The organism is Aureimonas altamirensis (assembly GCF_001463885.1).
Taxonomy (GTDB): Bacteria; Pseudomonadota; Alphaproteobacteria; order Rhizobiales; family Rhizobiaceae; genus Aureimonas; species Aureimonas altamirensis.
Genome location: NZ_BBWQ01000012.1, coordinates 165,975 through 184,444, shown reverse-complemented (window position 1 = coordinate 184,444; position 18,470 = coordinate 165,975). Strand labels below are relative to the sequence as shown.

At 59.5% G+C, this 18,470-nt stretch carries 15 protein-coding genes and 1 pseudogene; 6 read left to right on the top strand and 10 right to left on the bottom strand.

The window, feature by feature from the left end; translation table 11 throughout:
- Positions 1-129 precede the first annotated feature (129 nt).
- Positions 130-597, bottom strand: coding sequence for a MarR family winged helix-turn-helix transcriptional regulator (locus tag AUL31_RS10920; RefSeq protein ID WP_060605918.1), 468 nt, complete (start codon positions 595-597; stop codon positions 130-132).
- A gap of 765 nt (positions 598-1,362) precedes the next feature.
- The gene (locus tag AUL31_RS20320) at positions 1,363-1,866 is read right to left on the bottom strand and encodes a hypothetical protein (RefSeq protein ID WP_143190165.1); all 504 of its coding nucleotides are present in this window, start codon (positions 1,864-1,866) and stop codon (positions 1,363-1,365) included.
- A 290-nt stretch (positions 1,867-2,156) separates the two neighbouring features.
- On the opposite strand from AUL31_RS20320, the gene AUL31_RS10915 reads away from it, so the two are divergent.
- From AUL31_RS10915 to AUL31_RS10895, 6 genes and pseudogenes are all read left to right on the top strand, one after another.
- Positions 2,157-3,986 carry an SLC13 family permease gene (locus tag AUL31_RS10915; RefSeq protein ID WP_060605915.1) on the top strand — a complete coding sequence of 610 codons (1,830 nt, stop codon included), beginning with the start codon at positions 2,157-2,159 and terminating at the stop codon, positions 3,984-3,986.
- A gap of 227 nt (positions 3,987-4,213) precedes the next feature.
- Positions 4,214-5,083, top strand: a pseudogene (locus AUL31_RS10910) (amidohydrolase/deacetylase family metallohydrolase); the annotation flags it as partial.
- A 14-nt stretch (positions 5,084-5,097) separates the two neighbouring features.
- Complete coding sequence (locus AUL31_RS10905; protein ID WP_244489380.1) at positions 5,098-6,744, top strand: aldehyde dehydrogenase family protein; 1,647 nt, start codon at positions 5,098-5,100, stop codon at positions 6,742-6,744.
- Between the two features lie 16 nt (positions 6,745-6,760).
- Positions 6,761-6,904, top strand: a complete 144-nt coding sequence (locus tag AUL31_RS20495) for a hypothetical protein (RefSeq protein ID WP_159439791.1) — start codon at positions 6,761-6,763, stop codon at positions 6,902-6,904.
- Between the two features lie 210 nt (positions 6,905-7,114).
- Positions 7,115-8,740 (top strand): GMC family oxidoreductase, encoded by a 1,626-nt coding sequence (locus AUL31_RS10900; protein ID WP_060605912.1) that lies wholly within the window; start codon positions 7,115-7,117, stop codon positions 8,738-8,740.
- Between the two features lie 8 nt (positions 8,741-8,748).
- On the top strand, positions 8,749-9,897 hold the full coding sequence (locus AUL31_RS10895) for a pyridoxal-phosphate dependent enzyme (RefSeq protein ID WP_060605909.1): 1,149 nt from the start codon (positions 8,749-8,751) through the stop codon (positions 9,895-9,897).
- A 56-nt stretch (positions 9,898-9,953) separates the two neighbouring features.
- Here the strand turns inward: AUL31_RS10895 and AUL31_RS10890 are convergent, their stop codons facing one another.
- The 8 genes from AUL31_RS10890 to AUL31_RS10855 all read right to left on the bottom strand — a co-directional run bounded on the left by AUL31_RS10890 (position 9,954) and on the right by AUL31_RS10855 (position 18,405).
- Positions 9,954-10,802, bottom strand: a complete 849-nt coding sequence (locus AUL31_RS10890; RefSeq protein WP_082646901.1) for a protein NO VEIN domain-containing protein — start codon at positions 10,800-10,802, stop codon at positions 9,954-9,956.
- Positions 10,803-10,810: 8 nt separating this feature from the next.
- A complete protein-coding gene (locus AUL31_RS10885) occupies positions 10,811-11,725 on the bottom strand; it encodes a nucleotidyl transferase AbiEii/AbiGii toxin family protein (protein ID WP_060605904.1) in 915 nt (304 codons plus the stop codon).
- Positions 11,725-12,567 carry a type IV toxin-antitoxin system AbiEi family antitoxin domain-containing protein gene (locus tag AUL31_RS10880; RefSeq protein ID WP_060605901.1) on the bottom strand — a complete coding sequence of 281 codons (843 nt, stop codon included), beginning with the start codon at positions 12,565-12,567 and terminating at the stop codon, positions 11,725-11,727. Before AUL31_RS10880 ends, AUL31_RS10885 begins: the two co-directional genes overlap by 1 nt.
- Before the next feature lie 151 nt (positions 12,568-12,718).
- On the bottom strand, positions 12,719-14,074 hold the full coding sequence (locus tag AUL31_RS20310) for a hypothetical protein (protein ID WP_143190166.1): 1,356 nt from the start codon (positions 14,072-14,074) through the stop codon (positions 12,719-12,721).
- Between the two features lie 733 nt (positions 14,075-14,807).
- A complete protein-coding gene (locus AUL31_RS10870) occupies positions 14,808-15,338 on the bottom strand; it encodes a hypothetical protein (protein WP_143190167.1) in 531 nt (176 codons plus the stop codon).
- A 319-nt stretch (positions 15,339-15,657) separates the two neighbouring features.
- Complete coding sequence (locus AUL31_RS10865) at positions 15,658-16,380, bottom strand: hypothetical protein (protein ID WP_060605892.1); 723 nt, start codon at positions 16,378-16,380, stop codon at positions 15,658-15,660.
- Positions 16,381-16,719: 339 nt separating this feature from the next.
- On the bottom strand, positions 16,720-16,935 hold the full coding sequence (locus AUL31_RS10860; protein WP_060605889.1) for a hypothetical protein: 216 nt from the start codon (positions 16,933-16,935) through the stop codon (positions 16,720-16,722).
- A gap of 366 nt (positions 16,936-17,301) precedes the next feature.
- Positions 17,302-18,405: a 4-oxalomesaconate tautomerase gene (locus AUL31_RS10855; protein ID WP_060605886.1), complete on the bottom strand. Its 1,104-nt coding sequence runs from the start codon at positions 18,403-18,405 to the stop codon at positions 17,302-17,304.
- Positions 18,406-18,470: the final 65 nt, after the last annotated feature.

The following is an 18,470-nucleotide window of genomic DNA, read 5'->3' as shown; positions in this document are numbered from 1 at the left end:
CGGGACAGGGAAGCCTGCAGCCATCTTTACTTGCTCTGGACGCAAGTAAGAGTGAGAGCTAGCCCACGATTCAAACATACTTTGCGGCCATCCCTGCGAGGGATGTGGCGCCGCCCGCTTGCCATGCTGCTATCGTATTCGTCGAAGCTTCTTACAGATGCGGTCAAGCAGGGTTTGAATGGTGTGCAGTGCATCACCTTTCAGTCCTATCGCCTTGTCTAGATCTAACTCGCGATCAATTTCCATGTAGAGCGCCTGAATGCGTAGCGCGAGAGCGTGACCATCCTCAGTTAGCCTCACTACCCTTACGCGTCCATCAATTTCGTTCCGGTGCCTTTGTACCAGTCCCTTCGCCTCTAACCGGTCGATCGATTTCGAGACGGTCGACGGTCTAACGTGAATCAAATCGGCGATCTGCGATACAGTCGTTGATCCGATTGAATGAAGTGCGATCAGCAACTCATCCTGTCCGTTGTCCAATTTTAAAGCTTTTAGCTTCAGGCCAACGTAGAGCCTCGTCACCTTTGATAAAATCAGCATCGACTGGATGGAAGCCGGTGGCGGCCCTGGCTTGAGCTGATAACTTCTTTCGTCCATCCCCTTCCTCCCACAGGATTAGAAAATTAGGATGAATTTCATTTTGCCGTCAATTGTCGGATGGATTGAAAGCGACAGCACTTAGCTTTGCAGATTTCCGAACAAATCCACGGAAGCATGTGATGTCTATGAAGGGGGCGATAGGACGCACTGGAGCGGGGTTTAGCTTTGCCGCGTTCGTCGCATTCGCGCCCCACATAATACTGCCAACGAGAACCTGTTCGTACGGGTGAAGGCAGGGAGGTCGGATCGAGGTCGAGAGGGTAGGCCGCAAAAACACAGGCAAGCTAGCCGACCCAGCCTATTCGACGCGACCGATCACCTCAGCAAGCTAACCCGCATAGGCCAATCGAGGCCTTCGCCCATTTGCACCATGCGCGGGAAGCGATCCGTGAACAGCGTGGACAGTTCATTCGCTGCGCGGCCTGGTCCATCCGGCCGACCAAAGCTGGGAACCAATCGAGTAGCAGGCGACCGCCTCAGGCGACGATGGTCAGGGATCCATTTGCGCAGCACACTCTCGTGCAAATTCAGATCCCGGACCGCGTGCGCAAACAAACGGCCCAATCCTTCATCGCGCTGCTTCAAGCTCGAACTCACGGCTGAACAACCCTCCCATTCCCGCTATCCAGTTTCGTCAAACACCTTATCGCGGTGTTCAAGAAACCGGCAGTACATCAGCGAGCTGAGCCGGTGCAAAGGCCATGTCGCGGACGAGACAACTGCGCAAAGGCGGCTGGGCTCCGGCGAAAGCGCCTCAGCAAGTCAGGTACCATGCAGAGGCAGATGGCGTTTCCAGCGTTTACCCAGAGGAATCGCCTTGCGTAACGCTCGTCGGCGCTCACAGTAGCTGGGCTTTACGCTTAAGCTACCGATTGTGGCTTCGGGGCCCCCGGCAGTCTCGGCAATTTTCGCGAAGTCGTCCGAAGCCAAATTCTCGATCGCAGTTGCAGCTGGTGTCTCGATTGCTGTTTTACGCTCGACCAATTCAGTTTCAGAGACAGCATCTGCTTCAATCGCGTTGACCTTTGGCTGCAGTTCGAGAATGCGAGCTGTCGATTTAGTAGGGTTCGGCGCTTGCCTCGGTTGGGACGTGGCCGAAGCGCTTTCCATTATACAGTTTGAACCCTGTTCGCTGGCCATCTCCTCTTTGAGCAGGCCGCGCATCTTACGGCCAGTCTGGTTGGACCAGATTGAGGTTGGTGCAACCGTAACGTGTCGTGCCCGGCGCTTGTGCGCAACGATGAAAGGCTTCGGTGGCTTCTTCATGGATTCTCGCGGTCGTCGCACTGGATTGAACGAAGGCGTCGCCTGCTCAAATTCAGCGCTATTAATTGCCTGGCACAGTCTTGTTCGGCAAGGCTTTTGCGGAATTAGCTAAGAGGCCCCCAGCAGTTCAAGTCGCTGAAGCGCGATCCAATCTCCTTGCCTAGTGCTCCGGCCCCATCCGCCCGCGAAACCGATTGCCAAACAGCGCACCTGCAGAAGCGCCGGAAAGCAGTTCGGCGCCGACCTCCGGTAGCCTTGGGATTCTAAGTCGGTTGGGGTAGGTCTCACGCATGACCGACCTTGCAATTGTTCTCCTTCTGCTGATGGCCGCCATTGTCATGTTCGCCTTGGGGCGTCCGCGGATGGATGTCGTGGCGCTGATCATGATCGTCGCCCTGCCGCTTACCGGTGTGATCGGCATTGATGACGCACTGGCCGGCTTCGCCGACCCGAACATCGTGCTGATAGCTGCTCTCTTCGTGGTCGGCGAGGCGCTTGTTCGGACAGGCATCGCACAGCGTCTCGGTGACTGGTTGGTAGGCAAAGCAGGACGTAGCGAGGCCCGCCTTATCGTGCTTTTGATGATCGTGGTCGCCGGCATTGGGTCGTTCATGAGTTCGACAGGTGTCGTGGCAATCTTCATCCCAATCGTATTGCGGATCACACGCAACGCATCAATCCCGGCGGGGCGGCTCATGATGCCGCTGTCGGTCGCGGCGCTCTTAAGCGGTATGATGACCCTCGTCGCCACCGCTCCGAACCTCGTCGTTCATGGTGAACTTGTGCGCAACGGGTTCGAAGGCTTCAGCTTTTTCGCATTCACGCCTTTTGGCCTACCACTGCTTGCACTAGCCATCCTCTATATGCTGATTGCGAAGCAGTTCCTGGGTCGAACCGGGGGACTATCGGATATGGTGATGCGCCCGACGCTCGGTCACTTCGCCAGAGCCTACGGATTGGAGGGCAGAGAGCACAGACTTTCCGTTCGGCTAGGTTCCCCTCTCGTCGGCAAGCTTCTCAGTGCATTCGATCTGCGGGGCAGCGATGGCATCAATATCATCGCGATCGAACGTGCCTCCCGCTTTGGGCGGCGGTTAATGCGCCCCACGGCCGAGAGCCGTATCGAAGCCGGCGACATAATGTTGATCGACGCTTGCTCTCCAAACCTTCGGATAGACGATGTCGCCGATCGGTATGGTCTTGACCGGCTCGCGCTCGGCAACACTTATTTTGGCGACCGCTCACAAGAGATCGGTTTGGCCGAACTGTTAGTGTCGCCGGACTCACGTCTTATCGGCAAGACGATCGTTGATGGGCGATTGCGCAGCATGACGGACCTTGTCGCGGTCGGTATTCGCCGTGGGCAAGAGGCGGTTGATGCGCCCGTTACCGACATCATACTTCAGACCGGCGATACGATACTGGTGATCGGTCCTTGGCGAGCGATCTCTCGCGTGCCTCAGGGTGCGGAGCAGCTAATCTTACTCAACACGCCCATAGAGATGGAAGATGTGGCGCCCGCCTCCCATCGCGCTCCCCACGCCGCCATCATCCTACTCATCACAGTTGCGCTCATGGCTTCGGGCATCGTACCCAATGTCGTCGCTGCTCTCCTTGGTTGCCTACTGTTCGGCCTGTTTGGTTGCATCGAAATGAACGCAGCCTATCGCTCCGTTCACTGGCAAACGCTTATCCTTATCGTTGGCATGCTGCCGTTTTCGATTGCCCTCCAGCAGACAGGTGGGGTGGATATCGTGGCCAACTGGCTGCTGGACATGGTGGGCGGGGCCTCGCCTCGTGCAGTGCTGGCAACGCTGTTTGTTCTGACTGCGGCGCTGGGACTCTTCATTTCCAATACAGCCACTGCGGTACTGATGGCACCCATTGCAATAGCGCTGGCCAGCGCGCTCGACGTCTCACCCTACCCACTCGCCATGACAGTGGCCTTGGCGGCCTCCGCAGCCTTCATGACGCCGGTGTCATCCCCGGTAAATACCCTTGTGGTGGGTCCTGGCAACTACCGGTTTGGCGACTTCGTAAAGGTCGGAGTGCCGTTTACGATGGTCGCGCTGCTCGTAACGATCCTACTCGTACCGGTCCTTCTGCCATTCACCCTCTAATTATGAGGGCCGAATGTCGCTGGTGTCAGGTCGTTATTAACTGAAGCAGCGAAAACTAGGCGCGTCCCGACGTATCAACGAGCGCCTCTAACTCTCCGGGGTAGCAGCGAAGAAAAGCGGCCAAGTTCGCACCTTGCATAAGACGATTTATCGTAGCGTTACCATGGCGGTTGTCCCGGAGATCACGCCAGTCTCACCCAAGTCATTGCCGAAGGGCATCATTCGGAGCGGGCTTCCGCAAGCATGTTATCGAGCGCAGCGAAGTGCGCATCCTGGTTTATCTGCATGTTTCGTTTGCCGGCATCTACGGTTTCGCCAAGAACATCATGCTGGGCGAGGGCCATGATATCCGGCTTCTGGCCGGCCGCGAGGCGGTGGAGGTGATCGAGGCGAACCGCGACGTCATCATCGGCGTGAAGGTGCGCGTCGGCCGCCATGCCTCGGGCCCGGCGGGCATCCAGCCGCTGGACGTCGCTCTTCAAGTGGCCGACGAAACCGGTTTGCCGCTGATGGCCCATATCGACGAGCCGCCGCCATCGTACGAAGACGTCGTCTCAAAGCTGCGCAAGGGCGACGTGCTCACCCATTGCTACCGCCCGTTCCCCAATGCGCCGATCGACGGCAAGGGCAAGGTGAAGCCCGCAATCCTGGCGGCGCGGGAGCGCGGTGTGCTGTTCGACATCGGGCACGGCATGGGCTCTTTCTCGTGGCGCATGGCCCGCGCCATGCTGGCAGAGGGTTTTCTCCCCGACACGATATCCTCGGATGTTCACTCGCTGTGCATCACCGGCCCCGCCTACGACCAGGTGACGACGCTGTCGAGGTTCCTGGCTCTCGGCATTCCGATCGGAGAGGTCATCGCCGCCTCTACCGTCAATGCCGCCAAAGCGCTGCAACGACCGGAACTGGGCAACTTCGCGGTGGGTGCGCCGGGGGATGCGTCGGTGCTGGAACTGCGCGATGGGCGCTTCCCGCTGGAGGATGTGCGCGGCGAAGTCGTCGTGGCGAACCAGCGTCTTTTCGCGGCGGGGCTGGTGCTGGCGGGACGCGAAGTGGATCGCGGTGCCGGAAAGGCGCTCGCGGCCGCGGCAGAATGACAGGGAGAGACAGGATGATGGACGGATCGATCGGGGCGCGGCGCGAGCCGGCCAATTTCATCGGCGGGGAGTGGCTGGCGGAAGCGGAAACGATGCCGGTGGTAAACCCCGCCACCGGCGAGGAGATCGCGCGCCTACCGAAATCCAGCCCGGTGACGGTGGACGCTGCCGTGCGCGCGGCATCCGACGCGTCTGCCGGCTGGGCGGCGACGCCCGTCTTTGCCAGGGCCGCACTGTGCGTCGCGATCGGCGCGGCCATCGATGCGCATCGCGAGGAGATTGCCCGGGTGCTATCGGCCGAACAGGGCAAGGTCCTTGCCGAGGCCATGGGCGAAGTCGGCAAGGCGGCGGACGGCTTTCGCCTTGCGGCCGAGTTGGTCAAGCAGATGGGCGGGGAAACACTGCCCGCCGAAGACCCGACCAAGCTGGTTATGACCATTCGCCAGCCACGGGGCGTCTACGGTGTCATCACCCCCTGGAACTTCCCGGTCAAGATACCGGTGGAGTATCTGGCGCCCGGCATCGCGACGGGCAACAGCATCGTCTGGGTGCCGGCTCCCTCTACCTCTCTCGTCGCCGTCGCGCTGATGGAGGCTATCGCGGAGGCCGGGCTGCCGGCTGGGGTCATCAACCTCGTGATGGGTGAGGGCGCCGTCGCCGGGGACGCGGTCGTAACGCATCCTGGCGTTGTGGCTATCGGCTTTACCGGCAGCGCCGCGACCGGCAAGCGGATCGCGGAGCGCGGGGCCGGCAAGCCGATGCTACTGGAACTCGGCGGCAACGGCCCGGTCGTCGTCTTCGAGGATGCCGATCTGGACGCGGCGGCAGCTGCTGCAGCGGGCGGCGCCTTCTTCAATGCGGGGCAGGTTTGCGCGGCAACGGGCCGGGTACTGGCTCACCGCTCCGTCGTCGATCCACTGTGCGAGCGGCTGGTGGAGCATGCCGCACGGCACGTTCTAGGCGATCCGTTCCACCAGGGTACTACGATGGGTCCACTCAACAACGCCAAGGTTGCGGCCAAGGTGCGCGAGCATGTCGAAGACGCCGTCGCCAACGGCGCAAAGCTTTTGCATGGCGGCAAGCCGCGCCCCGACCTTGGCAGCGCCCTGTTCTTCGAGCCGACCGTGGTTCGGGACGTGACCCCCGACATGGAGATCAACCGTGAGGAAACTTTCGGACCTGTCGTTCCGGTGCTGGCCTACGATACGCAAGAGGAGGCGCTGAAACTTGCCCTCGATAGCGAATACGGGCTGTCTGTCGGCGTCTTCACCGCCGATATCGCCAAGGGCGCGGAGATGGCAAAGGCTATCCCAGCCGGTATCGTCAACGTCAATGCAGGCAGCACCTGGTGGGAGATCCACCTGCCGTTCGGGGGTGGCTCCGGCACGAAAAGCGGTATCGGTCGGCTGGGCGGCCGATACACGATGGAGGCGATGACCGAACTGAAGATGATCAGCATTACCCTCCAGCAAAGGAAGCGTCATGAGCGCCGCGACCCTGGAGCCGGAGCGCCGGAATACTCCGATGGACGGCCGCGACAGGGCGCGGCTGATACTGGCGCTGGTGGACGAACTCATCCCCGGCGACAGCATCTGGCCCTCGGCCTCGGAAGCGGGTGTGCATGGGCTGGTGGCCCTCCGCGTAATGGCGGAATGGTCTGATGCTACTTTCGAACACTTGGCAGCAGGGCTCGGTTGGCACCAGGACGGCCTTTCCAGCCCGGACCCGGACAGGCGTATCGCCGCCGTCGCCGCGCTGGAGGAGGCTGAGCCCGACTTGTTCGATGCGCTACGCAGCGCAACCTATCTTGCCTATTACTAGACGCCATTCGTCATCAGTACCATCCAGGCAACGGGACGCCCCTATTCCTACCGCCCGCATGTGACCGGCTATCCGATGACGCCTTTCGACATCAACCGCAGCAGGCCGGGCCACGCGCGGCCACTATCTGAAGACAGAGGACGTGCAGCGGCTGGATATCTCCGCGCTCGGCCTTAACGAAGCCAGAACGGAACGCTGGGGGCTCGATCGATGACCGAAACGCGTGAATGCGACGTGCTGATTGTCGGGGCAGGGGCGACGGGCTCTCTGGCCGCACTGGTGCTTGCCGAGGCCGGGCTCGATGTCGTTTGCCTTGAGCAGGGGTCCTGGGTGGAAGCGGCGGACCACCCGCATCTGCACGCGGACTGGAGCTGGCAGCGACGCACCAACTGGAGTCCGGACGTCAACAAGCGGGATCATCCAGACGATTTTCCCGTAACGTCGGACTCGTCCCAGATTTTGATGTGGAATGCCGTCGGCGGTTCCACCAACGTCTATGGCGCCATCTGGCCGCGTTACCGCCCCAGCGATTTCCGCAAGGGAACGGAGCATGGCCTGCAACCCGACTGGCCCATCGCCTACGAGGATATCGCGCCCTATTACGAGGCTGCGGACAGGCTTGTGGGCGTTTCCGGCCTGCCAGGCGATCCGGCCATGCCCCCGCGTGAGCGGTCGCCAACCGGCCCCATGCCGTTTTCCAAAGTTGCGGGCCGTCTGTCGAACGGGTTCGACAGGTTGGGCTGGCACTGGTGGCCGGTGGAGGCCGGCGCCGTCTCGGAGGATTATGACGGTCGCCCGGCCTGCAATAATTGCGGCACCTGCAACGGATGCCCACGCGGCTCGATGAGCAAATACTCCATGTCGATCTGGCCCAAAGCTCTGAATGCCGGCTGCGAACTGCGCATCAACGCGCGTGTCCTGAAGATCGAGAAAGGGCCGGACGGCCGCGCGAGCGGCGCCCTGTATGTCGACCGCAACACCGACCGCATCCTGTTCCAAAAAGCCAAGATCGTAATCGTCGCCGCCAACGGCATTGGCACGCCGCGGCTTTTGCTGGCCTCCGACAATCTGGCGAACCAGAACGATCAGGTAGGCCGCTATCTGCTGCACCATACGCTGGTCGGGTGCGAGATGTTCGTGGACGAACCCGTTGACGGACATATCGGCTACGTCGCCTCGCTGATCTCGCGCCAGTTTGCGGAGACCGACCTGTCGCGCGGTTTCGTCAATGGCTTCAACTTCAACTGCATCACGTCGACCGCGTCGGCCGGCGAACTGGCGTCGGGCTGGTTCAGCCCGTCGCGCGCGCCATGGGGCAAGGGCCATCACGACTGGTTCCGCAGCCATTTCGGCCACTCTATTGGGGTGTTCGCCATCGGCGACGATCTGCCCAACCCGGAAAACCGGGTAACGCTGTCTGCCACGCTCACCGACAGCGACGGCGTGCCGGCAGCCGAAACACATTATGCACCCGGCGAAAACGACAAGCGCATGATGAACTACATGCTGGATCGGCTGGAAGACCTCGCCAAGGCCTGCGGCGCATATGAGTATCGCCTACAGGATTATCGCGACAAGGATGGCGTTTACCGTACGCCGGCCTGGCAAATGATCGGCACCTGCCGCATGGGTAAGGATGCGGAGAATTCCGTCGTGAACAAATGGCACCAGAGCTGGGAGGTGCCCAACCTCTTCATCGTGGACGGCAGCGTGCTGGCCACGGGCGGCGTGGTCAACCCGACGCCCACCATCTCGGCCCTCGCCTTGCGAGCTGCCGCCTATATCCGCGACAACTTCCAGAGCCTGTCGACCACGACACGCTCCATGGCGGCGTAAGGTCCGCCATGGACGCGACGACATCCGTTGCACTGCCACCCGTCGCCGGCTTGCGATGCCTTTCCTGCGGGATATTGTCCGCTGCCGCGCTCACCTATCGCTGTCCGCAATGCGGCGGGATCTTGCGGGTTGAGCGCGCCATGCCCGTTTCCGGGCGATGGGAAAGACGGAATTTCGTCTCCGATACCGTCACGCTGGGCGAAGGCGAAACGCCCTTGCGGGAGGTTCGCCCAAGCCTGCTGCACCCCGACTTTACCGGGCTTCTGCTGCTGAAGGACGAAACGCGAAATTCATCCGGCTCCTTCAAGGACAGGCTGGTGGCAGCCTCGATGAGCCGCGCCTTGGAAATGGGCGTAGAGGGTGTCATCTGCGCATCCAGCGGCAACGCAGGCGCGGCCGTCGCCTGTTATGCCGCTAATGCGGGTATACCGGCGATCATCGTCTGTCCAGAATCCACACCGGATGGCAAGGTGGCGCAGATCGCCGCGTATGGGGCGACATTCCACCGTGAGCCGGGGGATTACTCCAGGTCCTTCCGCAAGGGGCAGGTGCTGGCGACGGAAACCGGCTACGCGAACCTAACTACCACCTACCTGAACGCCTACGGTGTGGACGCGCTACGCCTGGTCGGGCAGGAAATCGCGCTGGCGCTTGTTGGCGACACACCTGACTGGGTGTCCATTCCGACAAGCTCCGGGCCTTTGGTTCACGGCGTCTACCAAGGCTTCGCCGACCATGGAGCTGCCATGCCGCGTCTGGTGGCCGCGCAATCGGCGGGCTGCGCGCCGATTGCTTCGGCACATGCGTCCGGTGCCGATGCGGTATCCCCCTGGCTGAACCCCGTAACCGTCGCATCCGGCATCTCCGATCCACTGGCACAGTATCCGGAGGAGGGCAACCTAACGCTGTCGCTGGTGCGCGACACAGGCGGCATCGGCATCGCCGTGCCCGACGCAGACATCCTCGTCGCGATGCGCGACCTTGCCCGTAGGGCGGGCCTGTTTAGCGAGCCGACCGGGGCCACTTCCCTGGCCGCCATGCGCCGGCTTTATGCCGATGGGCGCTTGCGTGATGGTGATACTGTTGTCTGCATCATCACCGGCCATGGATCGAAGGACTATGCCGCATGGGGGCAGGTCAGCCTCGCGCTAAGTTGAGTGGGTTTGGCATATAGAAGATCTTCGCTAGAACCGGACAGTCCTCTCCCGGCCCCTTATAAGAAATTGACCTGATAGCTGGTGGCCATCAGCGACACATGCGCCTCCAACGGCGGCCGCAACTCAAACGCCCGGGGCTCGCGAGCGAAATTCCACAACCTCACTAGCCGCCAATCACCGCGGCGCCCCTCAGCAACGGCCAGTTCGTTACGCGTAATGTGAAACGGCGTTCGTTCCCAGCCTTTGGTCGTCTTCACCTCGATCAGCCGATCGCGGCCATCGGGATCGAAGCTAAGGATGTCGTAGCCGGCACCGTCGCCATCGGTCTGCGACACCCAGCGGATGCGGCCTGCGAGATCAGTTCGGCCGGCGGCAAGCAGGCTAGCACGTTCATGGGCGAGGATCCGCTCCTCGCCGGCGCGGCCCAGCGCGCGATTGCGGGCATCACGCTCGGCCACATCGTACTTTCGGGCGATAGCTGCCATCTGCTCGAGTTCGTTGGGCGGCGGCGCATTGCTGTGCGTCGGAGGCGGGCCGATCCATAGGATCGCCTCTTCCCTTAGCGCTGTCAGCGACGGATTCACGGCCGTCCGTGCGGTGGATGCGAGCCAATCCGGATGACGATCCAGCCAGCGAACCACCGCGTCGACGAGCGAGGCTTGGAAATTGAAGGCCGGTTTATAGCCAGGGATCCAATCTTCCCCGAGGCCCTTTAGCACTGCGCTGATGTTCTGGTGCTTATATTCTATCGAACCCCGAGGCCGCCCAATTACCGCCTGCAGCAGCCGGTTGTGCTCGGCCTTGCTGTATGGCCGGCCGGCGATGTCGTCGGCGAGCATCGCTAAGTAATCCGCAACGATCGCGTCGTTCTGCTCCTCGGTCCAGACACCGCCCATCTCCGCCATCGCTTCGCCTATCTCGCCAAGACATCTTCAAGCTGCTTCACCAGCGTCCCCCGCTTCTCAGCACTCAAGCTATCTAGATTCTGTTGCCGCCATCGCACGGCCGGCAGATCGGCGGCCGCTTCCAAGCCGATTGTTGACCAATCGGGTTCGCCTCGTTCGAACGCCAACAAGAATTGGCGATGAGGATCAGGCATTGAGCCGACGATTTTGCTGATCAGCGCTTCACGCGCCGCCAGAAGGTCGTCGGGTGCGACCGGCTGCCGCGCCATGCCGAGGAAGCCGTGCTCGAACTCAGCTTTGATGTCTTTGCGCCGCGCCGCCAGCACCTCGGCCATGGGTCGATCGTGGCTGATGAGGTAGACGAGAAAGGTCCGCCGCAGCGCGTCGTCGATGCCTTCGTTTGCCAAAAGGTCGCGCGCATCGAAGAGGTCACGTGGATGCTGCCGGTCGAACGCGGCGACAATCTTCCCGGCGTAGAGATCGGGAAAGGAGACAATCTGCATTTCCGCGAAACCAAACTCGTCTTCGACGCCGGAGGAGACAGGACGAAAGTCGGGTTCGAATACGCAGCCTCGCAGGACCGGCGTGACCTCGATTTTGATCTGCGCACTGTCGCTGCGAACCACGAGCTTGGTGACGACGTTTTCGCGCGAGCGCGATGGCGTGACGCGGGCACCGCGAACCGCTTCAGTGATGCGCTCTGCGATGCGCAGCATCGCCGCATCGATCGCAGCTAGCGAGGTCAAGCGATCCTGAACCGGCAGATAGGTGAGGTCGATATCGACCGAAAGCCGTGGCAGGTCGCGGATGAAGAGATTGATGGCCGTGCCGCCCTTCATCGCGAAACACTCTTCCGCTGCGACTGAAGGCAGCGTGCGGATTAAGAGCGCCACCTGGTTGCGGTAGGCATCAGCGAAAGCCATCAGGGTGCCTCATCCAGTTCTTTCGGCACGGTGATCTGATAGGTGGGATCGTAGCGCCCCTCCTTGACCAGCATGCGCTTGCCCGAGCCAAGATCGATTGCAGCGCGCTCGATGTGTTTGAGCCATGCGTGGCGATGCCGATCGGCAAAGAAGAAGAAGAGGCGCTTCACCTTTACGCTTCGACAGCGGACAAGCAGCTTCTGCAGCCGTCGTGGAGCAAGATCACTCAGGCCCTCCATGAGCACGTCGACCTGATGGAAGCTTTCATGATCGGGCAGTTCGTCGAGAAGCTCGAGGATGGCACGTTCCGGTGCTGAAACCGTCAGCGGCCAATCCCATTGTCCCCAGGCAAGGGAGCGCAGCCCGGCCTCCTGGAGCGGCCGGTCGCCTTGCTTGTCGGCACCCGGAACGAGGGGAGGGAAGTCAACCTCGTGTAGGTCGCTCCCAAAGAGCGGTGTGCTGTTGCGGTAGACGAATTCCTCCTTGAGTGGCAGCGCGGCGAGCCAGTTGGGGGGCTTCGTTGGACCGTGAAGATAGACCTTAGAACCGCCTTGCGAGACGTAATGGGCATAGCCTTGCAGTTCGAGAGCTGTTCGGCCACCAACAGCAATGCGATGGTCGAGGAGCGTCTGGAGCGAGATAACGACCTGCTGCCAGCTCAACTGTCCGCGGGGGCGTCTATAGACCCGGCGTGCCGGCTGTTCGAGCCAGCCCGAGGAAACATATTTGGTGCGCAGGGAGGTGTAGTAGTCGCGCGCGGAGAGCCACGCGGAATCGACGAGCAAGCCCTCCGGAAGGAGGCGCTCAAGCTGCTTCAGCTTTCCTTCGCTTTGCTCACTCATGGTGAGCGTTTTAGCTCATATTCAAACTGCAGGCTAGTTCGAAAATATCCCAGTTAGCGTCACGTCGGTTAGCAAATACAGCGTATGGCAAACCGTAGGGCCTGGCGTTGATACAAATCCTCAAATTTTGATGGCTGAAACTGGTTTCGTATCAGTCGGTCGGAGAGGCTTCGTCCGTCTCTGCTTCATCGATCGGCAAGGCCAAGGCGTCTGTCCACTCCAGCGGCGAGCATGAGGTGGCCAGCCCCTTTGCGTCGTCGATAGACCAGAGTTGGAGGGTGATGGGGGGCGAATAGTAAAAGCTGCCCCTTTCCGCTTCCTCTTCAGGATCTGGCTCGGCGAAATCGACTTTCGACGATCTCGCCGAAATGTCGAGAAAATGGGGACTGATCAGGGCGTCGATCTGGTTCAGACGCTGCCGGACCCAAGTCGTCATTGCGCTCACTCTTGCAGCATCCTCAGACGTTGCATTTTCGAGATGATGCAGCACTGCAGTAAGTTTGTCCCGTTGGGTCAATTGCTCATGGACTGCATCCGCAAACTCCATGCGGCGCTTCTCGCGGCTATTGAATGCCTCTTCACGCTGGCGTCGAGCTTCGGCCTCTTGCTGGCGGCGCTGCCGCTCGTCGGATTCTCTCCTGCGCTCACTAATGCACGCGGCGTGCCCAGCGAAACCTGCCAATATGTCGGGCAGCATGCTTTCCAAGGTTTGTGTCTTTCCGTCTGAGTAAGTGCGGCGAAGTCCTGAATATGGGTTGGCGTGAATGACGATGGCGAGCCGGCCCGATGGAAATTGGTCGTACTTGGGCCATGGATCGGTGGTGTAGCCCCAGCGCATCCTTTCATCCCGCCGCTTCAATTCCGCGGTTGTTGGTTGATGCAAGGTTTTCTCGGGCTGTTCCTCCAGGCCGAACGCAATTGATTCATTCTCGACAATGAGCACCAAACCGTCTTCGGTTGCCTTGGGCAAATGGCCTTGGGTTTCCGCAAGAGTGAACAACTGGCTTAGAACCCGAACTCCCCGTTCAATGGAAGCAGGAGCAATTTTGAGTGGGACAACGCCTTTCGAGCGGACCGACGCGAAACCTTGGTCGTCAGGACGCGCTTTCGAAATCGCGCGCCTTGTAGCAGCGAGAGACGGCGGTTCAACGATGCTTAGCGTCGGTTCGGATTCACAGACCAGAAGCGGCTTAGCCGCAGCGTGCTTGTGGAGCCTGTCTCTGGCTTTTTCCTTGGCGTCGCGGACCGACGGAGACAGATGCTGCTCGGAACTTCCTGATATCCTCACCGTAGCCAAGTTTGGTTGGCTCAGTGGCGGTAGTGCTTCCTTGTTGACCCGCTTTCCGTATTCCAGCTTCGCCCAGTATCCACGTTCTGGTGTTGGAATGTGGTGGCGATCACAGGTCTTCTTCAACGCCGTACCCGTAACGCCATAATCAGCGGCAACTTTGGTCATGGGTTTGGACCAAACCAGCTCGTAAAGCTCTTCCCGAGAAACTGTCTTCACCTCTCAACCTCTGCCGTCCATGCGATGTGTTCGATCTCAGCCCGCCGATCCCCGACCAAGTGGGAGCATTGATTTTGCCGGTTTTGACGGTACTTTATCGACGCATCAGATTCGACGTTTGTGGTTGCTGCCTCACTGCGAAGCAGCCGATAGATGCCGAAAGTTCACAGAATTTTTTCAGCAAGGTTGACGCCTGAAAACTCAGCAAAATCAAGAGGCTAGGTTTTTGACGGTACCTTACACGGCATAATCGGCCGCTGAAATTATTTTTGCAGATATATCAGAAGCTTAGGGCGAAAAAAATATTCGAGTGGGAGTGAGGTGAGATTATAAGTTATTGTTTTTGCTTGTTAAAATTCAATAAAACAATAACTTATCCCAAATCATAAATGGTATTTTCCATGGTATAAGAGCGGCGTGCTAGTGAAGTTCCCGCCGATACCATAAACGGGATTCCGGCTCCGTCATGGTATCAAATGCTCGATTGAAGCCATGCATGCTTTGGTAACGCACTGAAAATTCAGAATATTCGTGTTCTGCTTCAGCAGCCGTTCAGGGCATACGCGAGCATGGTATTTGGATGTTCAGTGCATTCGAGGCGGCGATCGGCCTCCCTTGCTTCGCGATACTCGGTTACGCGCAAGATCGATTCTGACTACGACGGAATGTCCGAAAAGGGGGCTGGAGGCGGTCGGCTATCTCGGCGGCTGGCGCAAGATAGGTTTACCCTACCTCAAGGTTGATGAATTTTCTCGGCCAGGAAGAAAACGCCATGCAGCGTTGAAATGACCATCGAAGCAAACGCGAATGTCAGGACGAAGCCGACCGCGCCTTTCAGTATTAGCCACGGCCAAGCCGCGCCCGTCCAACGGCCCATCGCAGCGTGCAGCACGTCAATCGACGGCGCGAAGGCGTTGATAGCCATGAGCGCGAAGCACAGGCCGAACGACAGAATAACAAGGTACGAAAACAGGTAGGACAGGAACAAACGTCGCGTCAGTTTGACCGGCACCTGTCGCCCGCGCACTCGCATTTCGACTTCGGGTGCTGGTGCTGGCATTTCATGGTCCATCGTCGTGCTACCGAACGTAGCGACCGCCGCAAGGCCAGCGAAGTAGAAGCCGGGCAGCGTCGAAACGAGCGTCAGCAAGCTTCCGATAAGGCCGCTCGACCCGACAAGCGCAGGCTTCACCGGCAAGAGGGCATAAACCGCAGCGGCCAAGATCGTGAGGGCTAGCGGGAGCCACGTCGTATAGGTTCGCATTTCGCCATGCGATATGCCCCTATAGGCGAAGCCCCGACTAAGTTCATATATAAGCTGTTTGAGCACCTTATATCGTCCGTTGATCCAAAAATTCCGGGATTGCCATGTCTCGGAAATGAACAACAATCTGCATAGCAGAGTGGTCTAAGAACGGGAGTATGTTCGTTACGTCGAAGGATTTTACGTACATTTCCTCCAATGGATTGCCGGTATTTGCATCTATTTCGACCGTGACTGATCGTGCTTGTCCGGGAATCTTATAACTAACTTTAGCAACACCGTAATTTCCGGAATTTGCTTGAAAGGTTTGAAGTAGTGATTACCAAAGGTTCGCTGGAAGGTTGTTCCGGTCGATCTGAAGGCGCAGTTCCGATTCCTTCTTCGTGAGATAAGCCGCGCCAGCCACCGGGGCCACGGCCTCTGCTTTTACAAGTGATATCCCTGTGATTTGGCCATTGTTAATGTCGTTAATCAACGTGTCGGAGGGCCGTCCGCGTAGTTCGACGTGGGGGCAGCAACGGTCGGTTCGTGGCAAACCTTGACGGGTAAAGCCGCCGGCTGGGTGCGGATAGGAAAATGACGTGGCGTCATCCTTGAACTCGAAATTCAATAGTTTTGACAGTAATCGTTGCACTAAACTAGAGGCGATTCCCGCGACGCGCTCAATGGCGCACGTGTAGACATTGGGAAAGCCTTGTTCTTGCGCAGTGGAAATCAGAACGTGACAGGCGAAATCTGCACCTTGGTTCGGTCCCTTGGCGTGAACATTGAAAAGACCTGCCTGAGGGTCAGATGTAACACTGTTCGGCGCTGTCTTATCGGACAACCGAATAAGAAGCGTGATGAATTGCTGGGCGGCATCAACGTGCATGTCGCCTACCAACATCGTAGCAGTGTCAGAGCGAATAGAATAAGTTCGCCCCGTGTTTTTCATCCGCTGCAAAATAGGAACCAAGTCGTCCATCGTGGGAATGGACGCGCCTTCCTTCCTCGCGCCGATTTCAAGGTCATAGATGTAAAATTGCCGACGATCATTCTGCATTCAACGCACCCCCACCTTGATCATCGAATAACATGACGTATCGACGGCCGCTACAACTTCGAACCAATGCCGGGTACACCAACGTTATTTCAGCCAAGTGAGGTTGCTCGTTGATCGGCGGTATAAGCGCTGGACAGGGGGATGTAGGCTGCTGGATTACCGCCATTCGATAGCGCAGGCACGCTCCACCTAAGCGAGCATGCGAGTCAGCTTCGGGAAACTGAAGCCACATGATCGGATGACCGCAATGGCAGCGGCTCTAGGTCAAGCCGATCTGGCTGCGGTTCCCTCCCTACCGCTTGGCTGGGATGCGGTGGTTAGGCCAAAGCACGTTTCGGGTCAAAAGACGCCGATCCATTCGCGTTCACCAAAGGCAGGTGTCCGGCAGTCTGGCAGGTCGATGTGATCGACGTTCCGCCAGCGTTCGATGGCAGCGTTCATGAGTGCGTCGCGGTCATCCATCGGGCCGATTACGCCGAGGGTTTCGCCTGCATCACGAGCGACAGCGTACAGGCCTGCGTCTTCAGTGAAGATTTCAAGGGTCGGGCGGGTCATGGTCGGTCCTCGATCCAATGGGTTCTCCGACGAGGCTCTTTCCGAGCTCCGTGCAATGGAGATTGCATTAAATTGCGTAAGACAGACCCTGACAAGATCAAAGGCGACGGCACCAAGTTCCGAAGCCGCTAGCGGCAACCGCCAGACATGGTATTTTTCATGGTATCAAGCCATGTGGTGGTTTTAATATATATAATGAATTTACGGACGTTTTATGATTGAGTGGGAGTGATTCAGGTCCACCAGAAGTCCCAAGCGATGTAACGTGGCGAGATGCTCTTGAAACGTCGCCCGTGACGAGCCTTTCCGCGATCGCCTCCGACCTGCTCCACCAAAGGGTTCGCTTCCGGAAGGGCCTGGATAGACTCAGTCCGTACCTGCTCCGTCCATACCGGACAGGATGACGTTGCCTTCGAAGATGCGACGGGCCGTTCGGATCAGGCTGGCGCGACGCACCATGCCGTCATCGCCCATATCGAGGTCGATCGAGAGCTTGCCGCTCGGATGCTCAACGAGCACCGTGCCGGAACCATCCTCCGCCCGGGCGACTTCGTAGGCGACCGTCCCGGCAGAGCGCGCGGCGACCGCCACGCACAAAGCACCCGTCACGGCGTGCGCCCGGTGAGTGCGGTGCGGTACAAGATAGCGGGACGTAATCGTGCCATCCTCACGCCGTGGGCCAGACAGGATACCGATCTTCGGGATGACGGCATTGGACACGTCGCCCAGCCCCATGCGGCGACCGGCTTCGCGCCGCATGGCCTCAAGTTGCCGGAACAGATCCGGCCGGGAGTCCAGCACCTCTGGTGCCTCATCACCGGCAAGGCTGAGATCGGCGGCCTTTACCAGCATCATCGGCATGGCGTAATCGACAAGGCTGACCGCAATATCGTTGATGATCTCACGTCGTTTCCCCGTCGGGAACAGGCCACCCGTCTTCGACCCGGTCGCGTCGAGAAACGTCAGCTTGATAGGGGCAGCGGAGCCGGGAACTCCATCGATCTCGGCATCGCCTTCATAGGTGACCAGGCCGCCGGGGGTCTGGACGACGGCATGGACGCTCGTCCCGGTGTTGCGGTTGTAGATGCGCACCGTCGTTTCACGATCCCCGGGCCGAACGAGCCCGGCTTCGATTGCGAACGGGCCGACGGCGGACAGCATGTTGCCGCAGTTGGGGCTGGTGTCGACGACAGGCTGCGTCACGCCGACCTGCGCGAAGAGATACTCGACATCGATGCCGGGACGCTCGGACGGCGCGATGATGGCGACCTTGCTCGTCAGCGGATCGCCTCCGCCAATGCCGCCTAACTGCAGGGAATTGGGCGACCCCATGATCTCCAGCAAAGCCCTGTCACGATGCTGCGTATCGGCGGGAAGATCCCGCTCGAGGATAAACGGCCCCCGCGATGTCCCGCCACGCATCAGCACGGCCGGAACCCGCGTTCCACTGGAATGGGTAGATATAAGCATGATACTTGCGCTCGTTGCACCAATAACCTTGATTGATGCAATTACGCCCAGTCAGACCGGGCGTA

What these genes read in the sequence shown, in the direction of transcription:
- AUL31_RS10895 (WP_060605909.1), top strand. Translation starts at nt 8,749, where the DNA reads ATGGACGCGACGACATCCGTTGCACTGCCACCCGTCGCCGGCTTGCGA.
- AUL31_RS20320 (WP_143190165.1), bottom strand. Translation starts at nt 1,866, where the DNA reads ATGAAGAAGCCACCGAAGCCTTTCATCGTTGCGCACAAGCGCCGGGCA.
- AUL31_RS10915 (WP_060605915.1), top strand. Translation starts at nt 2,157, where the DNA reads ATGACCGACCTTGCAATTGTTCTCCTTCTGCTGATGGCCGCCATTGTC.
- AUL31_RS10870 (WP_143190167.1), bottom strand. Translation starts at nt 15,338, where the DNA reads ATGCGAACCTATACGACGTGGCTCCCGCTAGCCCTCACGATCTTGGCC.
- AUL31_RS10865 (WP_060605892.1), bottom strand. Translation starts at nt 16,380, where the DNA reads ATGCAGAATGATCGTCGGCAATTTTACATCTATGACCTTGAAATCGGC.
- AUL31_RS10855 (WP_060605886.1), bottom strand. Translation starts at nt 18,405, where the DNA reads ATGCTTATATCTACCCATTCCAGTGGAACGCGGGTTCCGGCCGTGCTG.
- AUL31_RS10900 (WP_060605912.1), top strand. Translation starts at nt 7,115, where the DNA reads ATGACCGAAACGCGTGAATGCGACGTGCTGATTGTCGGGGCAGGGGCG.
- AUL31_RS10920 (WP_060605918.1), bottom strand. Translation starts at nt 597, where the DNA reads ATGGACGAAAGAAGTTATCAGCTCAAGCCAGGGCCGCCACCGGCTTCC.
- AUL31_RS10890 (WP_082646901.1), bottom strand. Translation starts at nt 10,802, where the DNA reads ATGGCGGAGATGGGCGGTGTCTGGACCGAGGAGCAGAACGACGCGATC.
- AUL31_RS10860 (WP_060605889.1), bottom strand. Translation starts at nt 16,935, where the DNA reads ATGACCCGCCCGACCCTTGAAATCTTCACTGAAGACGCAGGCCTGTAC.
- AUL31_RS10885 (WP_060605904.1), bottom strand. Translation starts at nt 11,725, where the DNA reads ATGGCTTTCGCTGATGCCTACCGCAACCAGGTGGCGCTCTTAATCCGC.
- AUL31_RS10880 (WP_060605901.1), bottom strand. Translation starts at nt 12,567, where the DNA reads ATGAGTGAGCAAAGCGAAGGAAAGCTGAAGCAGCTTGAGCGCCTCCTT.
- AUL31_RS10905 (WP_244489380.1), top strand. Translation starts at nt 5,098, where the DNA reads ATGATGGACGGATCGATCGGGGCGCGGCGCGAGCCGGCCAATTTCATC.